The sequence below is a fragment of the Mycobacterium toneyamaense genome, from assembly GCF_055384815.1.
Genome location: NZ_AP040333.1, coordinates 2,644,487 through 2,664,188 on the forward strand (window position 1 = coordinate 2,644,487; position 19,702 = coordinate 2,664,188).

The window sequence follows — 19,702 nt, forward strand, 5'->3', positions numbered from 1 at the left end:
CAGCGGGCGGCGGTGCAAAACCAGGGCGAACCAGCGGGTAATCTTTCGCCCGTGAGCACCACCGGAATTGATGTCAGCGCACGTGTGGGCACCGTGCTGACTGCCATGGTGACGCCGTTCGGCCCGGACGGCTCGCTTGATCTGGCTGGTGCGAAGAAGGTAGCCAAGTATCTGGTCGACAAGGGGTGTGACGGCCTCGTCGTCTCCGGCACCACCGGTGAGTCGCCGACCACCACCGACGACGAGAAGGTCGCCCTGCTCGAGGCGGTTCTCGAAGAAGTCGGCGACCGCGCCCGGATCATCGCCGGCGCCGGCAGCTACGACACCGCACACAGCGTCCACCTGGCGAAGGCCTGCGCCGCCGCCGGCGCGCACGGTCTGCTCGTCGTCACGCCGTATTACTCGCGGCCGCCGCAGGCCGGTCTGCTCGCGCACTTCACGGCCGTCGCCGATGCCACCGAGTTGCCGGTGATCCTCTACGACATCCCGCCGCGGTCGTCGATCCCGATCGAGTGGGACACCATTCGCACCTTGGCGCGGCACCCGAACATCGTCGCCGTCAAGGACGCCAAGGGTGACCTCAACGGTGGCGCGCTCATGATGGCCGAGACCGGCCTGGCCTACTACTCGGGTGACGACGCGCTCAACCTGCCGTGGCTGGCGATGGGTGCCACCGGATTCATCAGCGTCTGGGGCCACGTGGCCGCCGCGGAGCTGCGCGCGCTGCTGTCGGCGTTCAACTCTGGTGACATCGCCACCGCCCGCAAGATTCACCTGGGGCTCAGCTCGTTGAGCGAAGCGCAGAACCGGCTTGGAGGCGTCACCATGAGCAAGGAAGGGCTGCGGTTGTTGGGTATCGAGGTCGGTGACCCGCGATTGCCCCAGGTGCCTGCCAGTGCCGAACAGCTCACGGCGCTCGAAGCGGACCTCCGCGCAGCATCGGTGCTTGCGTGACCAGACCCGACTTCGCACCGCCCGGCCCCTTGGAGCCGGGCGGTCTGCGTGTGACGGCCCTGGGCGGCATCAGCGAAATCGGCCGCAACATGACCGTTTTCGAGCACCTGGGCCGGCTGCTGATCATCGACTGCGGCGTGCTGTTCCCGACGCACGACGAGCCCGCCGTCGACCTGATCCTGCCGGACATCCGGCACATCGAGGACCGGCTGGCCGATATCGAGGCGCTGGTGCTCACGCACGCGCACGAGGACCACATCGGCGCGATCCCGTATCTGCTCAAGATGCGGCCCGACATCCCCGTGGTGGGCTCGCGGTTCACGTTGGCCCTGGTGGCCGCGAAGTGCCGTGAGCACCGGATCAAGCCCAAAGTGCAGATCGTCGCCGAGGGGCAGCGCAGCACCCACGGGGTGTTCGAGTGCGAGTACTTCGCGGTCAACCACTCGATTCCCGACGCCCTCGCGATCGCCGTGCACACCGGTGCCGGCACGGTGCTGCACACCGGTGACATCAAGCTCGATCAGCTGCCGCCGGACGGCCGGCCCACCGACCTGCCCGGCATGTCGCGGCTCGGCGAACAGGGCGTCGACCTGTTCCTGTGCGACTCGACCAACGCCGAGATTCCCGGGGTCAGTCCCTCCGAGAGTGAGGTCGGCCCCAACCTGCACCGGCTGATCCGCGGCGCGGACGGCCGCGTGATCGTCGCGTGCTTCGCGTCGAACGTCGACCGCGTGCAGCAGATCATCGACGCCGCCGTGGCGCTGGGGCGCAAGGTGTCCTTCGTCGGCCGCTCGATGGTCCGCAACATGGGCATCGCCAAGGAACTCGGCTTCCTCAACGTCGACGACGATGACGTCGTCGACATCGGCGCGGCCGAACTGCTGCCGGCCGACCGGGTCGTGCTGATCACCACCGGCACGCAGGGTGAGCCCATGGCGGCGCTGTCCCGGATGTCGCGCGGCGAGCACCGCAGCATCACGCTGACCGCCGGCGACCTGATCATCCTGTCCAGCTCGCTGATCCCCGGCAACGAGGAAGCCGTCTACGGCGTGATCGACTCGCTGGCCAAGATCGGCGCCCGCGTCGTGACCAATCAGCAAGTGCGCGTGCATGTTTCGGGCCACGCCTACGCCGGCGAGCTGCTGTTCCTGTACCGCGGGGTGCGGCCGCGCAACGTGATGCCGGTGCACGGCACGTGGCGGCACCTGCGCGCCAACGCCAAACTCGCGATCCGCACCGGGGTGCCGGAGGAGAACGTCGTCCTCGCCGAGAACGGTGTCAGCGTCGACCTGATCAATGGGCAGGCCCGGATCGCCGGCGCGGTGCCCGTCGGCAAGGTGTTCGTCGACGGCCTGGTGCTGGGTGACGTCGGTGACGCCACGTTGGGCGAAAGGCTCACGCTGACATCGGGTTTCATCGCCGTCACCGTCGTGCTCAGCCGCGAGACCGGCAAGCCGGTGGCTCCGGTGCATCTGCACTCGCGCGGCTTCTCCGAGGACCCGAAGGCACTCGAGCCCGGTGCGGAGAAGGCGCAGACGGCGCTGGATGCCCTTGTCTCCGAGCAGGTCGCCGACCCCGCACGCATCGCCCAGGCGGTCCGCCGGGCCGTCGGCAAATGGGTCGGCGAGACCTACCGGCGCCAGCCGATGATCGTGCCGACCGTCCTCGAGGTCTAAATCTTCCGGGCCAGCGCCGACCACTCGAGACTCGAGGTCGGCAGCGCCCGGCCGGTCGGACGCACATAGCGGTCACGCGCCTGGTCCGGCCCCAACTGGTCGAGCAGTCGCCAGCCGTAACCGTCCAGGAACCGGTCGATCTCGTCTGGTCGGAGTCCGTACTTCCAGACCTCGCTGCGCTCGCGGAACCGGCGGTACAGCGATGGCGCGGCGGCGATGTCGACGCCGTCGATGAAATCGCGCTGCACGTAGGTGAAGTCGAGTCGGCTGCCCGCCGGCGCGGAGCGTAGTTGCGCGAGCGTGGCATCGACCGCTTCGGCGGTCAGGTATTGCGTGACGCCCTCCCAGATGAAGAACGTGCGGGCATCACGGCGGTACCCCGCAGCGGCGAGGGCGGCCATCAGGTCGTCGTGCTCGAAGTCGACGGCGACCACCGGGTGGCCGCCACCAGTGTGCGAAGGCCCGGCGGCAGGAAAGATGCCGCCAGGTCGTCATCGACCAGACGACGACCCGGCGGCTCGTGCTGCTCGATCGCGGCGAGCACCATCGGCCCGAAAGCCGTCTGCGCCGCGGCATTGCGGGCCATGTCAGCGCTTGTTGACGAAGCCGGCGTCCACCGGCAGGGTCACGCCGGTGATGTACCGCCCGGCGTCCGACACCAGCCACGCCACGGTGTTGGCGATGTCCTCGGCCTCGAGCACCTGCACGGGCAACGCGTTGGTCATGTTCGGCGCTGATTTGGCCGCTTCGGAGTCGGAGGTCAACTGGCTCAACCACTTCCGGGTGAACTCGTTGTCGATCATCGGGGTGTCGACCCCGGCCGGATGGATCGAGTTGACCCGGATGTTCTGCGACGCAAGCAGATTCGCGTAAACCCGCATCAGTCCCACCATGCCGTGCTTGGCGGCGGCATAGCCCACCGACCCGGCCATCGGTGAGGCCAGCCCGACCAGTCCGGCCACCGAGCTGATCAGCACGATCGATCCACCGTTGCCGGCCTTGACCATCGGCCGCATCGCCACGTCCAGCGTGTTGTACACGCCCGTCAGGTTGACGTCGATGACGTCCTGCCAGGCGTCTTCACCGGCCATCGGCGCGATCCCGGCGTTGGCGATGACGATGTCCAACCGTCCGCCGAGTTCCTCGACGCCGGCCTTGAGCGCGGTCTTGAGGGCATCGCGGTCGCGGACGTCGGCCTGGCCGGCGACGATCCGTGCGCCGTTGTCCTGGACCAGTTTCACCGTCGCGGCCAGATCGTCGGGCGTGGCCATGGGGTAGGGGACCGACGCGATCTGGTCGCACAGGTCGACGGCGATGATGTCGGCGCCCATCGACGACAGCTTCACCGCATGCGCGCGGCCCTGGCCACGCGCCGCGCCGGTGATGAAGGCGACCTTGCCGCTCAGCTCACCCATGGCTACTGCCCCCGCAGCCGGCCCTTGGCCGGATCGCCGGCGACCACGGGAGCCAGCATCTTGATGTCGGGCGCACCGTCGAGGTGCTCGCCGATGGCGCCGAACAGCTTGCCGATGGCCGGGGCGGTGCTGTGGGTCTTGATGGCGTCCGCGTCGGCCCACTGCTCGACGAACACGAAGGTGCCGCCCTCGGCCTCGTGCAGTGAGTAGAGCTCACAGCCCGGTTCGCCGTGGACGGCGTCGACGGCCTCGACGCACGCGGCGCGGACCAGGTCGACGGACTCGGGCTTGGCTTTCATGGTGGCGACGACGACGACGGGCATGAACGACTCCTCGATAGCTAGCTGACCTAGACAGGTGTCCACGTTAGACCCGGCCGCGCGGCGCGTGTGACGTGGCTCCCACTGCGGCATGACCAGCGGATATGTGGCCGGGGTCGTGACCCAAGCGTTACTTGTGTGGCAGATGGTGCAGATGGGGTAATTGCGACTAGGCTGGCAGCCATGGCGAGTAAAACCGCAACGAGCTCAGCTAACCGGGCCAAGGCCGGGTCGGCGAATCGTGGCGCAGCCGGTTCGGGGGCGCGTTCATCGAAGTCAGGCAGTGCAAAGTCGGGCCGGCCGGCGCGTCCGCCGGCCCCGAAATCGCCCGCCCGCAAGCCGGCCCGCAAACCCGCGCCGCATCCGTCTCCCGTCGCGACCGCCGGCGCAGCGGTGGGTCGTGGCGCCCGCGCCGGCTGGCTGATGCTCGCCAAGGGTGCCGGAACCACCGCCCGCAGCGTCGGCCGCGCCCGCGAACTCGAGCCCGGACACCGCCGTGACGGCATCGCGCTGGCGCTGCTCGGTGTCGCCTTCCTGATCGCTGCGAGCTCCTGGTTCGACGCGGCCCGGCCGGTCGGTGCCTGGATCGACTACGGCGTCCGCACCGTCGTCGGATCCGCTGTCGTGGTGCTGCCGGTGCTGCTGCTCGCGCTGGCCGTCACGCTGATGCGTACCCACCCGAATCCCGACGCCCGGCCCCGGCTGATCCTCGGTGCCGCGATGATCGGGCTGCCGGTACTGGGCCTGTGGCACATCTGGGCCGGCGGGCCCACCGAGCCGGGGGAGCGCCGCGGCGCCGCCGGCTTCGTCGGCTTCGTCATCGGCGGGCCGCTGTCGGACGGCCTGACCGTCTGGATCGCCACGCCGCTGCTCATCATGGGCGTGCTGTTCGGCCTGCTGCTGGTCACCGGCACGACGATCCGCGAACTGCCGGACACGTTGCGCTACATGGTTTCCGGTCGCCTGCACGGCGAGCATGACGAGGACGACGACGCGCCGGCCGGTTTCGTCGACGACTTCGCCGATGACTTCTCCGACGGCTACTACGACGACCCGACGTACAACCGGGACGAGCCCGAGGCCTGGCCCGGTTCGGACCAGTCCACCGCGGCGATGACGCGGCCGCTGGGCCGCACGCCGATGGACAACTACCCGGTCGAGCCGGCCGCCGACGAGGCGCCGACGACTCCCGAGCCGGCCGCCAAGCCGCGCCGCCGCAAGGCGCAGAACGTCGCGGATCCCGTGCCCACCAAGGCCAAGGCCGTGGAAAAGGCGCCGGACGACGGCTTGTCGATCGACCGTGTCATCGAGGGCGACTACACCCTGCCGCCGCTGGACCTGCTCGCCGACGGCGACCCGCCAAAGCGCGTCGGCCGCGACAACGACCGCATCATGAACGCCATCGCCGAGGTGATGGAGCAGTTCAAGGTCGACGCCACGGTCGTGGGATTTCAGCGCGGCCCGACCGTCACCCGGTACGAGATCGAGCTCGGGCCCGGTGTACGCGTCGAGCGGTTCACGCAGCTGCAGCGCAACCTCGCCTATGCGGTGGCCAACGAGCACATCCGACTGCTCGCCCCGATCCCCGGCAAGTCGTTGGTCGGTGTCGAGGTCCCGAACAGCGACCGCGAGATGGTCCGGCTCAAGGACGTGCTGAACGCGCCGACCACCCGCAAGGACCACCACCCGATGGTGTTCGGCATCGGCAAGGACGTCGAAGGCCACTTCATCAGCTACAACCTGGCCAAGATGCCGCACCTGCTGGTGGCCGGCTCCACCGGTTCGGGTAAGTCGAGCTTCATCAACTCGATGCTGGTGTCGCTGCTGCAGCGCGCCACCCCGGACGAGGTCCGGATGATCCTCGTCGACCCGAAGATGGTGGAATTCCCGCCGTACCAAGGCATTCCGCACCTCATCACGCCCGTCATCATCGACCCGAAGAAGGCCGCCGCCGCGCTGGCCTGGCTCGTCGAGGAGATGGAGCAGCGCTACCAGGACATGAGCGCCAGCGGTGTCCGGCACATCGACGACTTCAACAAGAAGGTGCGCTCGGGCGAGATCACCGCACCGCTGGGCAGCGAGCGGGTCTACAAGACCTATCCGTACATCCTGTGCGTCGTCGACGAGCTGGCCGACCTGATGATGCAGGCGCCGCGCGACGTCGAGGACGCCATCGTCCGCATCACCCAGAAGGCCCGCGCCGCGGGCATCCACCTAGTGCTGGCCACCCAGCAGCCGGTGGTGTCGGTGGTGACCGGTCTGATCAAGGCAAATGTGCCGTCCCGCATGGCATTCGGCGTCACCAACGCGACCAACTCGCGCGTCATCCTCGACCAGATCGGTGCCGAGAAGCTCACCGGCAAGGGTGACGGCCTGTTCCAGCCGTCGGAGGCACCCAAGCCCATCCGTGTGCAGGGCGCCTTCGTCAGTGACGACGAAATCCAGGCCGTTGTCGCCTTCACCAAGCAGCAGGCCCAGCCCGAGTTCATCGACGGCGTCACGGTCAAGACCGTCGAGAAGCGCGACATCGACAGCGACATCGGCGACGACATGGACGTCTTCCTGCAGGCCGTGGAGCTCGTGGTGTCGAGCCAGTTCGGCTCGACCTCGATGCTGCAGCGCAAGCTGCGGGTCGGGTTCGCCAAGGCCGGCCGCCTGATGGACCTGATGGAGACACGCGGCATCGTCGGACCGTCCGAGGGCTCCAAGGCCCGCGAGGTCCTGGTCAAGCCCGACGAGCTTGCCGGCACCCTGATGCTGATCCAGGGCGGCTCCGACGCCAACGGCTCGGCGGGCGACGACCCGGGCTTCTGACCGGTGTTGCCGGGGTCACACCCGGGCTGATCGGCGGTGCGGATAACACCGACGATCGGTGGCTGACGGCGCCGACTGTGGGAGGCTGGACTCCTAAGGAGGCTTTGCCGTGGTTGACATTTCGCGCAGCGCAGCGACGGAAGCGGAGCTCGACGCCGAGTACGAATCCGGTGGCCGCAGCCGGCCCGCGCTGACGGCGTTCACCGACTTCGGGTTCCGGAAGTCGACGGCGCAGCACGTGGTCCCGCTGTTGTACGGGCTCGTCATCGCCGGTGCGGTGGTTCTGTACCTGACGGGCGCCGTCGTGGCCTTCGAGTTGTCCCCCTGGCTCGGCGTGTTCTGGCTGCTGCTCGCCGGCCCCGTGACCTGCGTCGCGATCGTGTTGGTGGCGCGGGTGGTCCTCGAGTCGCTGAGCGCCTTCATGGCGATGGGCCAGCAGGTCGACGAGCTCAACGAACTGGTGCTGGAGATCGCCGAGCTGATGATCGGGGTCTCGGACAAGATCGAGGTGATCCCGACACTGCCGTCGTTCGGCCGGGGCGGGCGGTCCCGCCGGCGGGCCGCGATCATGGACATGCGGGACCGAATCGTCGCACGCCGCAACGCCGCGGCCGACAGCGCCGATTAGCTACAGCGTGACCAGCATCCGGGTGTTGCCCAGGGTGTTCGGCTTGACGTAGGAGAGGTCGAGGAACTCCGCCACACCGGTGTCGTACGAGCGGCACATCTCCTCGTACACCTCGGCGGTGACGGGCGTGCCCTCGATCTCCTTGAAGCCGTGGCGGCTGAAGAAATCGGTCTCGAAGGTCAGCACGAAGACGCGCTGCAACTGCAGTTCCCGCGCCACGTCGAGCAGCTTGGCCACCACGGCGTGCCCGACGCCCATGCCGCGCACCTTGGGGTGCGCGGCGACGGTACGCACCTCACCGAGGTCGGCCCACAGCACGTGTAATGCGCCACAGCCGACGATCTCGCCGTGCAGGTCGGCGACCCAGAACTCCTGGACCGCCTCGTAGAGGGTCACCAGGTTCTTTTCCAGCAGGATCTTTCCCGCGTAGATGTCCACGAGGGCCTTGATTCCCGGTACATCGGAAGTCCGGGCGCGGCGAACCACCAGCCCAGTGGTGGCGGGTTTCGGTGCGTCGCTCACATGTGGAGGGTATCGGCTGCGTATCGCCCGGTAGGTGACCGGATATCCTGTGTCGGTGACAGGCCAGTCAGATACCGATCCGCGCGCCTCGCGCGCCGGCGTGGCGAACATCGCCAATCTGCTGACCGGACTGCGCATCGTGCTGGTGCCCGTGTTCCTGGCCGCGCTGTTCGCCGGAGACGGTCACGAAACTCGTTGGCGGATAGCCGCTTTCGTCGTGTTCGCGGCCGCCGTCATCACCGACCGGTTCGACGGCGAGATCGCCCGCAGCTTCGACATGGTCACCGAATTCGGCAAGCTGGCCGATCCCATCGCCGACAAGGCGCTGATCGGCGCCGCGCTGATCGGGCTGTCGATGCTCGGCGACCTGCCGTGGTGGATCACGGTCGTGATCCTGGCCCGCGAGCTCGCGGTGACGCTGTTGCGCTTCGCGGTGATCCGGCGCGGCGTCATCCCCGCCAGCCGCGGCGGCAAGCTCAAGACGTTGGTGCAGGCCGTGGCGATCGGCCTGTTCGTCCTGCCCCTGCACGCCTGGCCCGCGCCATGGCTGACCACCGCCTGGGTGTTCATGTGGGCCGCCGTCGTGCTGACGGTGCTGACCGGCATCGACTACGTCGTCTCCGCTTTTCGCCGGCCCTGATCCGGCAGCCCGGGAACCAAAGCGGTGCGTCGCCACGTTGGTGCCTACAAGACCGTGTAGAACGGGTGGTCCGGCCGGGCTGCGCGGCTGCTGTTACTTCAGGGCGAAGGGAAACACGATGACGACATTGCTGCGTGAGGTCATCGGCGACGTGCTGCGTCAGGCCCGTACCGGGCAGGGACGCACACTGCGCGAGGTGTCCGACGGTGCTCGGGTGAGCCTGGGCTACCTGTCCGAGGTCGAGCGGGGCCGCAAGGAACCCTCGAGTGAACTGCTCGGTGCCATCTGCGGCGCCCTGGACGTGCCGCTGTCCCAGGTTCTGGCCGACGCCGCCGAGCAGATGCTGCACACCGAGCGCGCCGAGGCCGACCGCACGGTGGCCAACATCGACGTCGCGACCAAGGTCGTCATCCCACAGGCTCTCGCCATGGCAGTTGCCTGAGTCGCCGGGGCCGGAACCGCAGCTCGAACGCGTCTGGCATTCGCCGCGCCGTAATCCTGCATGCGGGCTGCGTCCGGCTGTCCATACCCACTAGGTTGGCTGTAGACGCGCTGCCACCGTGTGGCCGGCAACCTGACAACCGATCCCGAATCAACGAACGACACGAAGGCGGACCGATCTCATGGCCAATCCCTTTGTCAAGGCCTGGAAGTACCTCATGGCGCTGTTCAGCTCCAAGGTCGACGAATACGCCGACCCGAAGGTGCAGATTCAGCAGGCGATCGAGGAGGCCCAGCGCCAGCACCAGGCCCTGACTCAGCAGGCCGCCTCGGTCATCGGCAACCAGCGCCAGCTGGAGATGCGCCTGAGCCGTCAGCTCGCCGACATCGAGAAGCTGCAGGCCAACGTCCGTCAGGCGCTGACCCTGGCCGACCAGGCCACCGCGGCCGGCGACGTCGCCAAGGCCACCGAGTACAACAACGCCGCCGAGGCCTTCGCCGCCCAGCTGGTGACCGCCGAGCAGAGCGTCGAGGACCTCAAGGGGCTGCACGACCAGTCGCTGCAGGCCGCGACGCAGGCCAAGAAGGCCGTCGAGCAGAACGCCATGGTGCTACAGCAGAAGATCGCCGAGCGCACCAAGCTGCTGTCGCAGCTCGAGCAGGCCAAGATGCAGGAGCAGGTCAGCGCCTCGCTGCGTTCCATGACCGAGATCGCCGCGCCGGGCAACACCCCGAGCCTCGACGAGGTGCGCGACAAGATCGAGCGTCGCTACGCCAACGCCATGGGCTCTGCCGAGCTGGCGCAGAACTCGGTGCAGGGCCGCATGATGGAGGTCCAGCAGGCCAGCGTGCAGATGGCCGGGCATTCGCGCCTGGAGCAGATCCGTGCCTCGATGCAGGGCAACTCCCTGCCGTCCGGCGGCGCCGCCGCACCGGCCACTCCCGCGGCTCCGGCAGCCAACCCGGCTCCGGAAAATCCACTGTCGCAGTAACTTTCGAGATGTGAGGGGGCAGCGGTGAACGCCCAGTCGGCCGGCCGTCCCGGGGAGACCCGGGGCTGGCAGGCAGTCCTGCAACGCAGCATCGACACCGCTGCCGAATTGTCCGACCTGGTGGCCCAGCGCCTCGGCGCCGCCGCCGACCCGCGGGCGCGCCTGCTGCGCAAGCGCCGCTGGGCGCTGCGGTTGGGCTGGCTCTTCGCCGGCGCCAGCGCCTTCTGGATCGGGCTGACGGCACTGCTGGCGGCCTGGAGCACGCCGTTCTGGGTGCTGATCATCACCGGCCCCATCGCCGGCGGCGCCGCCTTCCTGGCCACGCTGTGCTTCCTGCGGTACCGGTGGCTGCGCGGCGAGCCCCTGCCGCCCGCGCGGACTTCACGGCGGCTGCCGCCCAGAGGCTCGGCGGCCCGGCGTCCGATGGAGACCCTGGCATCGGCCGAACGCGGGCTGTACTCGCTGCTGAGCGTCATCCAGCGCGGCCAGTTGCTGCCGGCCGGCGAGATCGCCGAGGTGACCGCCGCGGCCAACGTGTCGGCTGCGGCGCTGGCCGGTACGGCCGCGGAAGTCGTCGCCATGGAACGCGCGGCCGGCTCGGTCCCGCAGTCCCGCGGACATCTGGTCCCGACCATCAAGGCGTACACGGCCCAGCTCGAGGCAGGCGTGCGGCAGTACGGCGACATCGCCACGGCGGCAGCACAATTGGTGTCCGCGGCGAACAGCGGTGCGGGCTCGGCGCGGTCGATGTCCGAGCAGCGTTACCGCAGCGAACTGGTCGCCGCCACGGACCGGCTCAGCGCCTGGGCGCAGGCCTTCGACGAACTCGGACGGCTGCGCCAGGCCTGACGGCCGCTAGATCGTGGTGCTGCCCGTGCCGTCGTCGGACCGGCGGCCGTACCGCTCTTCGTAGGCCGCGTGGATGTGGGCGTTCTTCTGCCGCAAGGACTCTTCGAGCAGCTTCGGGTCGATGCCGTGCTTGACCAGCATGTGGCGGCGCCAGATCTTGTTCAGGGCGTGCGAGAAGTAGATCACCGGGATCAGGATCGGCACTGTCGCGCTGAGGCGGATGACGAGATCCTGCCCTCCGGTGATGCCGAGGAGCTCGGGCAGGAACCAGATCGGGATCAGGATCAGAAACGCCGGGACGAACATGCGGATGACGATCCGCAGCGTCGCGCCCTTGCCGATGAGGTCCTCGGTCACCCACGCCCGCATCGAGTCGGGCAGCCGGCCGCCGTAGCTGTACTTGATGTACTGCCAGGCGTTGGGCTTCGGGCGGTTCTCATTGGCCATGGTGGCCGATTTTACCGGGGGTCACATGGTCGGACGCAGAGCCGGGACGACGGCGCCGATGAGGCCGCGCAGCGTGGCCTTGGCCATGTCGAACATGTCGAAGTAGTCGCGCCACAGCGTGATCTTGCCGTTGTGCACCTCGAAGACCCCGCAGACCCAGAACTGCAGGCGCACGGGACCGATGACCAGCGCGTCGGTGCGCTCGTTGAGCACCGTCGTGCCCTCGCCGACGATGCGGTGGAACTTGACCTCGAAACTGACCGGGCTCTTCTTCATGGGGCGGAACAGCTTCATCGCGCGCGTGCGGCCGTGGATGGTCGGCAGCCCGACGTTCTCGTAGACGAGGTTGTCGTCGAGCAGGCAGTCGGCGGTGTCCATGTCCTCGGCCTGCAGGGCGTAGAGGAAGGATTCGACGATCTCGGCGTTGGTCTGGGTCACGGCCGGTGTGCTCTGTGTCATACCGGCCACGGTAGTGCGCCTGCCCGCCGGCGCACAGGCCCCGGTGTGACAGGGTGACCCGATGCGCGTCGCCGTCGTTGCCGGGCCGGACCCCGGCCATGCCTTTCCGGCCATCGCGCTGTGCCTCCGGTTCCGGGCTGCCGGCGACCATCCGGTGCTGTTCACCGGCCGGCAATGGCTCGACACCGCACGGCAGGCCGGCGTCGATGCGCGGGAGCTGCTCGGGCTGGATCCCGAGGACGGCGACGACGACCTCGACTCGGGCGCCAAGATTCACGAGCGTGCGGCCCGGATGGCGGTGCTCAATGACTCGTCGCTGCGAGAGCCGGCGCCCGACCTGATCGTGTCCGACGTCATCACGGCCTGCGGCGGGATGGTCGCCGAGTCGATGGGCCTGCCGTGGGTCGAACTGACCCCGCACCCGCTGTACCTGCCGTCGAAAGGATTGCCGCCGCTGGGCAGTGGCCTGGCGCCCGGCGTCGGCGTGCGGGGCCGGCTGCGGGACGCGACACTACGGTTCCTCACGGCTCGTTCGGTGCGTCAGGGCAACCGGCAGCGGTCCGCGGCGCGCGTCGGGATCGGCTTGCCCGCAACCGATCCCGGGCCTGCGCGGCGGCTGATCGCGACCCTGCCCGGGCTGGAGGTGCCGCGGCCGGACTGGCCGGCCGAAGCCGTCGTCGTGGGGCCGCTGCACTTCGAGCCCACGACCGCGGTGCTCGACATACCGCCCGGTTCGGGGCCGGTCGTGGTGGTGGCGCCGTCGACCGCGACGACGGGGATGCAGGGCCTGGACGACCTGGCGCTCGAGACGCTGATCCCCGGGCAGACGCTGCCCGACGGCGCGCGCGTCGTCGTCTCGCGGCTGCGCGGTCCCGACGCGCCGGTGCCGCCGTGGGCCGCCGTCGGGCTCGGGCGGCAGGACGAACTGCTGAAGCGGGCCGATGTCATGATCTGCGGCAGTGGCCACGGCATCGTGTCCAAGACGCTGCTGGCCGGGGTACCGCTGGTCGTGGTGCCCGGTGGCGGTGACCAGTGGGAGATCGCCAATCGGATTGTGCGACAGGGGAGTGGCGAGCTGATCCGGCCGTTGACCGCCGAAGCACTGGTGGCGACAGTGGGCCGCGTGCTGGCGACGCCGTCGTACCGGGAGGCGGCCCGGCGCGCCGGTGCCAGCGGCGCGGACGTCGCCGACCCGGTGGCCGTATGCCGAGCGGCGCTCGGCGGCGCCGCTGAGTAGGTTGGTGCGGTGCGACTGACCGAATTCACCCTGCTGATCGAAGAGCAGTTCGGTGCGGCGCGCGGCGCTGCGTTGGTGTCGGACCATGTGCTGGCCGCGCTCGGTGGCCGTACCCCGGCGCAAGCGATCGAAGCGGGCGTCGAACCCCGCGACGTCTGGCGCGCCCTGTGCGCGGACTTCGACGTCCCGCGCGATCAGTGGTGAGCGCCGGTCTTTTGGTCTCTCCGCACGGTTCACGCTTCGGTGTTTGTCGGCCGACGACATGGTGTTCGCCGAGAGTGCCCCGATAGCGTCGTGCGTGAACCCCACGATGGAAGGACGACAACACGCCGATGAGCGCCAGCATTGCCGTAGTCACCGGAGCTGGGCGGGGAATCGGCCTCGCCATCGCGAAAGCCCTTGCCGCGGCGGGACACCGCGTACTGATCACCGACGTCGACGGGGACGCCGCACAGCGCGCGGCGGAGTCCGTCGGGCGCGGTGCGTGGGGCGTCGCCCAGGATGTGCGCGACGTCGCCGGCCATGAGGCCGTGGCGGCACTGGCTGCGCAGCAGGGCCGACTCGCGGTGTGGGTCAACAACGCCGGTGTGCTGCACGCGGGGAACTCCTGGGAGCAGCCCGCCGAGCACGTCGTGCAGACCCTCGACGTCAACGTCCGCGGCATGATGGCGGGCTGCATGGCGGCGGTCAACGCCATGGGAGCCGGTGGCGGTGTCATCCTCAACATCGCGTCCATCTCGGCGCTGACGCCGGTGCCGGGGCTGGCCGTGTATGCCGCGAGCAAGGCGGCGGTGCTGTCGTACACCACCTCTCTGCAGGGCGAACTGCGCGGCGCGGGCCTGCCGATCCGGGTCAGGGCGCTGTGCCCCGATGTGGTGAACACCGAGATGGTCAACTCGCGGACCCACGACCCCGGTGCGGCGCTGCTGTTCTCGGGTCCCAAGCCGCTGGCGGCCGACGACATCGCACGAGCTGCCCTGGAGCTGATGGATTCCCGTCAGATCTTCCGTGTCGTACCGCGCTGGCGCGGCGTGATCGCCCGCGGTACCGACGTGGCACCGGCCGCCGGTCTGCGCGCGCTGTCCCTGATGAGGGCGCTGGGCCTGCGGCGCCAGCGTTCACTGTGACCTCGAAGGCGATGACCACGAAGACCGTGGCGATCACCGCGTGACCGGTCATTGATCGGCGTGTCCGCTTGAAGTCGAACATCTGTTCGCTACTGTGGTGTCAGTTCGAAAAACTTGTCGGTGGCCTCATCTAGCGTCACGGCCAACCGATCGGAAACCCGATCAACGGACACCCACGAGGACGGAGACCACCATGGCAGCACAGGCCCCAGATCGCGAGAAGGCACTCGAGCTCGCGCTGGCACAGATCGACAAGAGCTTCGGCAAGGGCTCGGTCATGCGGCTGGGAGAAGAGTCGCGCCAACCGATTTCGGTCATTCCGACCGGATCCATCGCACTGGACGTCGCGCTCGGTATCGGTGGCCTGCCGCGTGGCCGCGTCGTCGAGATCTACGGCCCGGAGTCCTCGGGTAAGACCACCGTGGCCCTGCACGCCGTGGCCAACGCCCAGGCGGCCGGCGGCATCGCGGCGTTCATCGACGCCGAGCACGCCCTGGACCCCGAGTACGCCAAGAAGCTCGGCGTCGACACCGACGCGCTGCTGGTCTCCCAGCCGGACACCGGTGAGCAGGCGCTGGAGATCGCCGACATGCTGGTCCGCTCCGGCGCCATCGACATCCTGGTCATCGACTCGGTCGCCGCCCTGGTGCCGCGCGCCGAGATCGAGGGTGAGATGGGTGACAGCCACGTCGGTCTGCAGGCCCGCCTGATGAGCCAGGCGCTGCGCAAGATGACCGGTGCGCTGAACAACTCCGGTACCACCGCCATCTTCATCAACCAGCTGCGCGAGAAGATCGGCGTGATGTTCGGTTCGCCCGAAACCACCACGGGTGGTAAGGCTTTGAAGTTCTACGCCTCGGTGCGTATGGACGTGCGCCGTATCGAGACGCTCAAGGACGGCACCGACGCGGTCGGTAACCGCACCCGCGTCAAGATCGTCAAGAACAAGGTGTCGCCGCCGTTCAAGCAGGCCGAGTTCGACATCCTCTACGGTCGCGGTATCTCGCGTGAGGGCTCGCTCATCGACATGGGCGTCGAGCACGGCTTCATCCGTAAGTCCGGTTCGTGGTTCACCTACGACGGCGAGCAGCTGGGGCAGGGCAAGGAGAATGCCCGTAACTACCTGCTGCAGAACGCGGATGCCGCCAACGAGATCGAGAAGAAGATCAAGGAGAAGCTCGGTATCGGTGCAGTGGTGACCGATGGTGCGGCCGATGACGTCCTTCCCGCCCCGGTCGACTTCTGAGGCCGAGCCGGCGCAGCCGCAGCGGCGTGAGGAGCAGGCGCGGGACGTGTGCCTGCGTCTGCTCACCACCCGGGCGCGCAGTCGGGCCGAGCTCGAAGCTCAGCTGACCAAGCGCGGCTTCCCCGAGGATGTCAGCGCCCGGGTGCTGGACCGGCTCGCCGAGGTCGGCCTCGTCGACGACGTGGCCTTTGCCGAGCAGTGGGTGCGTGAACGTCGCACCAATGCGGGAAAAGGCAAGCGTGCCTTGGCTTCTGAGTTGCGGACCAAAGGAATCGACGCCGACGTGATCGCCGAGACGCTCGACAGCGTCGACGCGGGTGAGTGGCGGGTGCGCGCCGAGGAACTGGTCGCCGCGAAGCTCCGGCGGGAGAACCTCGACGACGAGATGAAGGTGACCCGGCGCCTGGTCGCGATGTTGGCACGCCGCGGGTACAGCCAGGGCATGGCCTTCGATGTGGTCAACACCCAGCTCACGCAGGAACGGCAGCGCCGCGCGGTCTAGCCTTTGGCCGCTCCCTTGGGTTGCGGGTGCGTGATCTTGGGCAGCGACAGCTTCGGTAGCGACAACTTGGGCGCGGAGAACTTCGGCGCCGAGAACTTGGGTGCCGACAACTTCGGTGGCGCGAACTTGCCGGCCGGTGGGTGATCGATGTCGCCGGCCGCCACGTCGACAAGTTGGCGGGGCTTCTTCGGCGGCGCCGGGAGCTTGGGTGGCTTGGGGCTGAACGTCGAGGCGATCGAATCCTGTTGCATGGTCGGTGTTTTCGTGGGGGCCAGTGTCTTCGGTGTCTGCGGGACGTCAATGGCTGCGGTGGGATTCACCGCAGCGATCGTTGTCGGCACTGGTGTCCCCAGCATGTTGTGGGTGAACTTTTCCACTGACGTGATCACCGCTCGTGCGAAGTCCGCCATCTGCTGTGTGACGTTGAGGCCGAGTGTGGTGGTGTCGACGACGAACTGCTGACCGGGTCCCGAGTTGAACGGCGGGAATGCGGACAGGGTGGTGGCTCGGAACTGGAGCTGGAACACCGCGATGTCCTGGGCGAACCCGACGAGATCGCGTCCGGCCTCGAACTCGATGTCGGCGAACGCACTCAAGGCTTGCGCGGCGGCAGCCGGTGGCGGCGTGCCACTGCCGATGGCCGCCACGAAGTTCCCCGGTATCTGCGCCTGGCGCTGGAACAGGGCGGCGCCGGTGGTGACCCAGTCGACCAACAGCCCGACGTTGAACATCACCTGCTGGTTGAGCAGATCGAGCGGCAGCGGCTGCGCCGTCAGCGAGATGCTCGGTTCGGTGAGCACCGGCACCGCTTGCGCGGCGGCGCGCCCTGGCGACGGTGCCGCGGTGAGAACCAGGCACGCGGTGCACAGCGCCGCGACGGTCTGGGTTGGAGCTGGAACTGCTGTGAACGCACGTACCGCGACGTTCATGACGCCTCCCGGGATCGAGTGAACCTCCATCAGGGACACGACATGCATGCCCGCGGGGTTCACCGGGAAGGCGAACCCCGCGGACTGCTGCGATGACGCGGCGTCAGATCACGAAACCGCCGTCGATGTTCCAGCTGACGCCCGTGACGAACCCCGACTCGGGGGACGCCAGATAGGCGACGGCGCTGGCCACGTCGCGCGGCTGGCCGTAGCGGCCGACGGCGATCAGCGGGCGCAGGGACTCGGCGAGCTCGCCCTCGTCAGGGTTCATGTCGGTGGCGATCGGGCCCGGCTGGATGTTGTTGATGGTGATGCCGCGTGGGCCGAGCTCGCGCACCAAGCCACGCGTCAGGCCGGCCACGGCCGCCTTGGTCATGGAGTAGACGGACAGGCCGCCCACCGGCGACCGGTCGCCGTTCACACTGCCGATGGTGATGATGCGTCCGCCCTGGCCGAGGTGCGGTACCGCGCGCTGGATCGCGGCAAACACCGCGCGCACGTTGATGTTCACCAGGCGGTCGAACTCTTCCAACGGGAAGTCGTCGATCGGGGCGATGTGCGCGACGCCGGCGTTGTTGACCAGGATGTCGAGGCCGCCGAGCCGCTCGACGGCTTCATCCACGGCCGCGGCGACGGCCAGCGCATCGGCGCTGTCGGCTTTGATGGCGGCCACCTTGGCGCCGGTCGCTTCGAGTTCGTCGACCAGGTCCTGCGCGGCATCGGGCGACGACTGGTACGTGAACGCGACCGCGGCGCCGTCGGCGGCGAGCCGGCGCACAGTCGCGGCGCCGATGCCGCGAGAACCGCCGGTGACCAGTGCACGTCGGCCGGCAAGTGGTGCTTCCGAGGTGGTGCTCATGAGCTCTCCAAGTCGTGGGGATGATTCTTTCGAACCGATCGGTTACTAAGTACGCTCAGGACAAGCTGCTACGGCGGGACTTCATTCCGAACTGTGGCCCGGATCACACAAGGGGGGCTGATGGCGATCGGCAGACCTCGCATGTACGACCCGGAGTGCGTCCTGGACATTGCGATGCGACTGTTCTGGGCGCACGGTTACGACGGAGTGTCCATCGCCGATCTCGCGGCCGCCACCGGGGTGAACCGGCGCGGGCTGTACGCCGAATACGGTTCCAAGGCCGACCTTTTCCGGGCCGCCGTGCGGCGCTACCAGGCCGGACCCGGTAGGTACGCGGAACGGGCGCTGGCCCTGCCCACCGCATGGGATACCGCGTACGCCATGGTGCACGGCGCCGTCGACGCGTCAGCGGGGACAGCGGGTCCGCGGGGCTGCCTGCTGGTGCAGAGCGCCCTGGCCTCCGGCGACGAGGCGGCGGCATTGCACGCCGAACTGGCGCAACTGCGCGAAGACGCCGTTGCTCACATGGCCGAACGGTTCACCGCAGCCCAACGTGTGGGCGAACTACCCGGGGCGGACCCGGAGGTGCTGGCCCGCTGGATCGGGGCGGTCTGTCAGGGCCTGGCAGTCCAGGCCAACAGCGGTGCCGACCGCGACGAATTGCACGCGGTCGCCGATCAGGCGCTGCGCGCCTGGCCCGAACCGCGTCAGGCCGGGGTTCCCGGCGCATCCTCCTGAACCCCGGTCTTGATCTGCAGTGGTTCGGGGCTGCGCCGGGACTTGCGCAGCCGGGCTTCGAGGCGGGTCGCCAGTGCCGACAACGCGAAGTTGAGGCTGATCATCAGGGCCGCGATCACCAGCAGCGCGGGGATGTAGTTGCTGTACGCCGAACCGATGTTCGTGCCCTGGCGCACCATCTCGACGAAGGTGATCTGGTAGCCGATCGCGGTGTCCTTGAGCACCACCACCATCTGGGACACCAGCACCGGCAGCATCGACGTCACGGCCTGGGGGAGCAGGATCAGTCGCAGGGTCTGACCGGGCCGCAGACCCAGTGCGACGGCGGCCTCACGCTGGCCGCGCGGCAGCGCGTGCACACCGGCCCGCACGATCTCCGCGATCACGGTGCCGTTGTACAGCGTCAGGCCGGTGATCACGCCGGCCAGTGCCAGTTGGCGCGACGGGAAGACGTCGTACAGCGCGTACAGGAAATACGCGAACAACATCATGATCAGGACCGGGACGGCACGGAAGAACTCGACGACCACCGAGCAGACCCAGCGCACCGGACGAGCATCCGACAACCGGCCCATGCCCAGCGCCAGACCTAGGACGAGCGCCAGCACGATCGAGACCGCGGCCGCCGTCAACGTGCCGGCCACCCCGGGCAGCACGTACGTCGTCCACAGGTTCGCCGTCAGGAACGGGTGCCATTTCGCTTCGGTCAGTTGGCCTTTCGACTCGAACTGCCACAGCACCCAGCCGGCCATCGCGATGATCACCGCGACGATGACGGCGGCGAACAACAGGTTGCGCCGCTGCGCCCGTGGGCCCGGGGCGTCGTAGAGGACGGAAGCTTCGCTCATCAGTGCCCGCCCTTCGCGCACGCGCTCAACCGGAGTCCTCTGTTCTTCGCGCAAGCGCT

The 19,702-nt window shown here is 68.6% G+C and carries 22 protein-coding genes and 1 pseudogene; 14 read left to right on the forward strand and 9 right to left on the reverse strand.

Annotation, left to right across the window (positions count from 1 at the left end):
- Window positions 1–51: 51 nt before the first annotated feature.
- Together dapA and ACZ5IQ_RS12760 are read left to right on the forward strand one after the other, a co-directional pair.
- A complete protein-coding gene (gene dapA, locus ACZ5IQ_RS12755) occupies window positions 52–954 on the forward strand; it encodes a 4-hydroxy-tetrahydrodipicolinate synthase (RefSeq protein ID WP_464481330.1) in 903 nt (300 codons plus the stop codon).
- Window positions 951–2,630, forward strand: a complete 1,680-nt coding sequence (locus ACZ5IQ_RS12760; RefSeq protein WP_464481331.1) for a ribonuclease J — start codon at window positions 951–953, stop codon at window positions 2,628–2,630. Before dapA ends, ACZ5IQ_RS12760 begins: the two co-directional genes overlap by 4 nt.
- On the opposite strand, the pseudogene ACZ5IQ_RS12765 reads toward ACZ5IQ_RS12760, so the two are convergent.
- The 3 genes and pseudogenes from ACZ5IQ_RS12765 to ACZ5IQ_RS12775 all read right to left on the reverse strand — a co-directional run bounded on the left by ACZ5IQ_RS12765 (window position 2,627) and on the right by ACZ5IQ_RS12775 (window position 4,368).
- Window positions 2,627–3,216: pseudogene (locus ACZ5IQ_RS12765) on the reverse strand (class I SAM-dependent methyltransferase). The gene ACZ5IQ_RS12760 and the pseudogene ACZ5IQ_RS12765 overlap by 4 nt on opposite strands.
- A 1-nt stretch (window position 3,217) precedes the next feature.
- Window positions 3,218–4,045, reverse strand: a complete 828-nt coding sequence (locus ACZ5IQ_RS12770) for a mycofactocin-coupled SDR family oxidoreductase (protein ID WP_073694890.1) — start codon at window positions 4,043–4,045, stop codon at window positions 3,218–3,220.
- 2 nt (window positions 4,046–4,047) lie between these two features.
- On the reverse strand, window positions 4,048–4,368 hold the full coding sequence (locus ACZ5IQ_RS12775; protein ID WP_464481332.1) for a putative quinol monooxygenase: 321 nt from the start codon (window positions 4,366–4,368) through the stop codon (window positions 4,048–4,050).
- Window positions 4,369–4,548: 180 nt separating this feature from the next.
- Here ACZ5IQ_RS12775 and ACZ5IQ_RS12780 point away from each other — a divergent pair, with 180 nt between their 5' ends.
- Complete coding sequence (locus ACZ5IQ_RS12780) at window positions 4,549–7,179, forward strand: DNA translocase FtsK (RefSeq protein ID WP_406775680.1); 2,631 nt, start codon at window positions 4,549–4,551, stop codon at window positions 7,177–7,179.
- Window positions 7,180–7,288: 109 nt separating this feature from the next.
- Window positions 7,289–7,807 (forward strand): DUF4282 domain-containing protein, encoded by a 519-nt coding sequence (locus ACZ5IQ_RS12785; protein ID WP_406775681.1) that lies wholly within the window; start codon window positions 7,289–7,291, stop codon window positions 7,805–7,807.
- Here the strand turns inward: ACZ5IQ_RS12785 and ACZ5IQ_RS12790 are convergent, their stop codons facing one another.
- Window positions 7,808–8,329 (reverse strand): amino-acid N-acetyltransferase, encoded by a 522-nt coding sequence (locus ACZ5IQ_RS12790; RefSeq protein WP_020101886.1) that lies wholly within the window; start codon window positions 8,327–8,329, stop codon window positions 7,808–7,810.
- A gap of 55 nt (window positions 8,330–8,384) precedes the next feature.
- Between ACZ5IQ_RS12790 and pgsA the strand changes: the two genes are divergently transcribed.
- The 4 genes from pgsA to pspM all read left to right on the forward strand — a co-directional run bounded on the left by pgsA (window position 8,385) and on the right by pspM (window position 11,251).
- Window positions 8,385–8,969, forward strand: coding sequence for a CDP-diacylglycerol--glycerol-3-phosphate 3-phosphatidyltransferase (pgsA, locus tag ACZ5IQ_RS12795; RefSeq protein WP_212811744.1), 585 nt, complete (start codon window positions 8,385–8,387; stop codon window positions 8,967–8,969).
- Window positions 8,970–9,087: 118 nt separating this feature from the next.
- Window positions 9,088–9,411, forward strand: coding sequence for a transcriptional regulator ClgR (gene clgR / locus ACZ5IQ_RS12800; protein WP_212811743.1), 324 nt, complete (start codon window positions 9,088–9,090; stop codon window positions 9,409–9,411).
- A gap of 181 nt (window positions 9,412–9,592) precedes the next feature.
- Entirely contained in the window at window positions 9,593–10,402 is an 810-nt protein-coding gene (gene pspA / locus ACZ5IQ_RS12805) for a phage shock protein PspA (RefSeq protein ID WP_061006850.1), read from the forward strand.
- A gap of 24 nt (window positions 10,403–10,426) precedes the next feature.
- Window positions 10,427–11,251 carry a phage shock envelope stress response protein PspM gene (gene pspM / locus ACZ5IQ_RS12810; protein WP_212811742.1) on the forward strand — a complete coding sequence of 275 codons (825 nt, stop codon included), beginning with the start codon at window positions 10,427–10,429 and terminating at the stop codon, window positions 11,249–11,251.
- A 6-nt stretch (window positions 11,252–11,257) separates the two neighbouring features.
- Here the strand turns inward: pspM and ACZ5IQ_RS12815 are convergent, their stop codons facing one another.
- Window positions 11,258–11,698, reverse strand: a complete 441-nt coding sequence (locus ACZ5IQ_RS12815) for a DUF5313 domain-containing protein (protein ID WP_212811741.1) — start codon at window positions 11,696–11,698, stop codon at window positions 11,258–11,260.
- A 21-nt stretch (window positions 11,699–11,719) separates the two neighbouring features.
- Window positions 11,720–12,157: a limonene-1,2-epoxide hydrolase family protein gene (locus tag ACZ5IQ_RS12820; RefSeq protein WP_212811740.1), complete on the reverse strand. Its 438-nt coding sequence runs from the start codon at window positions 12,155–12,157 to the stop codon at window positions 11,720–11,722.
- Between the two features lie 61 nt (window positions 12,158–12,218).
- Between ACZ5IQ_RS12820 and ACZ5IQ_RS12825 the strand changes: the two genes are divergently transcribed.
- The 5 genes from ACZ5IQ_RS12825 (at window position 12,219) to recX (ending at window position 16,269) form a co-directional block, all read left to right on the forward strand.
- Entirely contained in the window at window positions 12,219–13,394 is a 1,176-nt protein-coding gene (locus ACZ5IQ_RS12825) for a glycosyltransferase (protein ID WP_212811739.1), read from the forward strand.
- Between the two features lie 9 nt (window positions 13,395–13,403).
- Complete coding sequence (locus ACZ5IQ_RS12830) at window positions 13,404–13,598, forward strand: DUF3046 domain-containing protein (protein WP_212811738.1); 195 nt, start codon at window positions 13,404–13,406, stop codon at window positions 13,596–13,598.
- 128 nt (window positions 13,599–13,726) lie between these two features.
- Window positions 13,727–14,521 carry an SDR family NAD(P)-dependent oxidoreductase gene (locus tag ACZ5IQ_RS12835; RefSeq protein ID WP_212811737.1) on the forward strand — a complete coding sequence of 265 codons (795 nt, stop codon included), beginning with the start codon at window positions 13,727–13,729 and terminating at the stop codon, window positions 14,519–14,521.
- Window positions 14,522–14,714: 193 nt separating this feature from the next.
- Window positions 14,715–15,767: a recombinase RecA gene (gene recA / locus ACZ5IQ_RS12840; RefSeq protein ID WP_212811736.1), complete on the forward strand. Its 1,053-nt coding sequence runs from the start codon at window positions 14,715–14,717 to the stop codon at window positions 15,765–15,767.
- Window positions 15,736–16,269: a recombination regulator RecX gene (recX, locus tag ACZ5IQ_RS12845; protein ID WP_212811735.1), complete on the forward strand. Its 534-nt coding sequence runs from the start codon at window positions 15,736–15,738 to the stop codon at window positions 16,267–16,269. The genes recA and recX overlap by 32 nt, the downstream gene beginning before the upstream one ends.
- On the opposite strand, the gene ACZ5IQ_RS12850 is transcribed toward recX, so the two are convergent.
- Together ACZ5IQ_RS12850 and ACZ5IQ_RS12855 are read right to left on the reverse strand one after the other, a co-directional pair.
- On the reverse strand, window positions 16,266–17,228 hold the full coding sequence (locus ACZ5IQ_RS12850; RefSeq protein ID WP_212811734.1) for a hypothetical protein: 963 nt from the start codon (window positions 17,226–17,228) through the stop codon (window positions 16,266–16,268). The genes recX and ACZ5IQ_RS12850 overlap by 4 nt on opposite strands.
- Before the next feature lie 73 nt (window positions 17,229–17,301).
- A complete protein-coding gene (locus ACZ5IQ_RS12855) occupies window positions 17,302–18,057 on the reverse strand; it encodes a 3-oxoacyl-ACP reductase family protein (protein WP_212811733.1) in 756 nt (251 codons plus the stop codon).
- Window positions 18,058–18,177: 120 nt separating this feature from the next.
- Between ACZ5IQ_RS12855 and ACZ5IQ_RS12860 the strand changes: the two genes are divergently transcribed.
- Window positions 18,178–18,795, forward strand: a complete 618-nt coding sequence (locus ACZ5IQ_RS12860; RefSeq protein WP_212811732.1) for a TetR/AcrR family transcriptional regulator — start codon at window positions 18,178–18,180, stop codon at window positions 18,793–18,795.
- Here the strand turns inward: ACZ5IQ_RS12860 and ACZ5IQ_RS12865 are convergent.
- Window positions 18,765–19,643, reverse strand: coding sequence for an amino acid ABC transporter permease (locus tag ACZ5IQ_RS12865; protein ID WP_212811731.1), 879 nt, complete (start codon window positions 19,641–19,643; stop codon window positions 18,765–18,767). The genes ACZ5IQ_RS12860 and ACZ5IQ_RS12865 overlap by 31 nt on opposite strands.
- Between the last annotated feature and the right edge of the window lie 59 nt (window positions 19,644–19,702).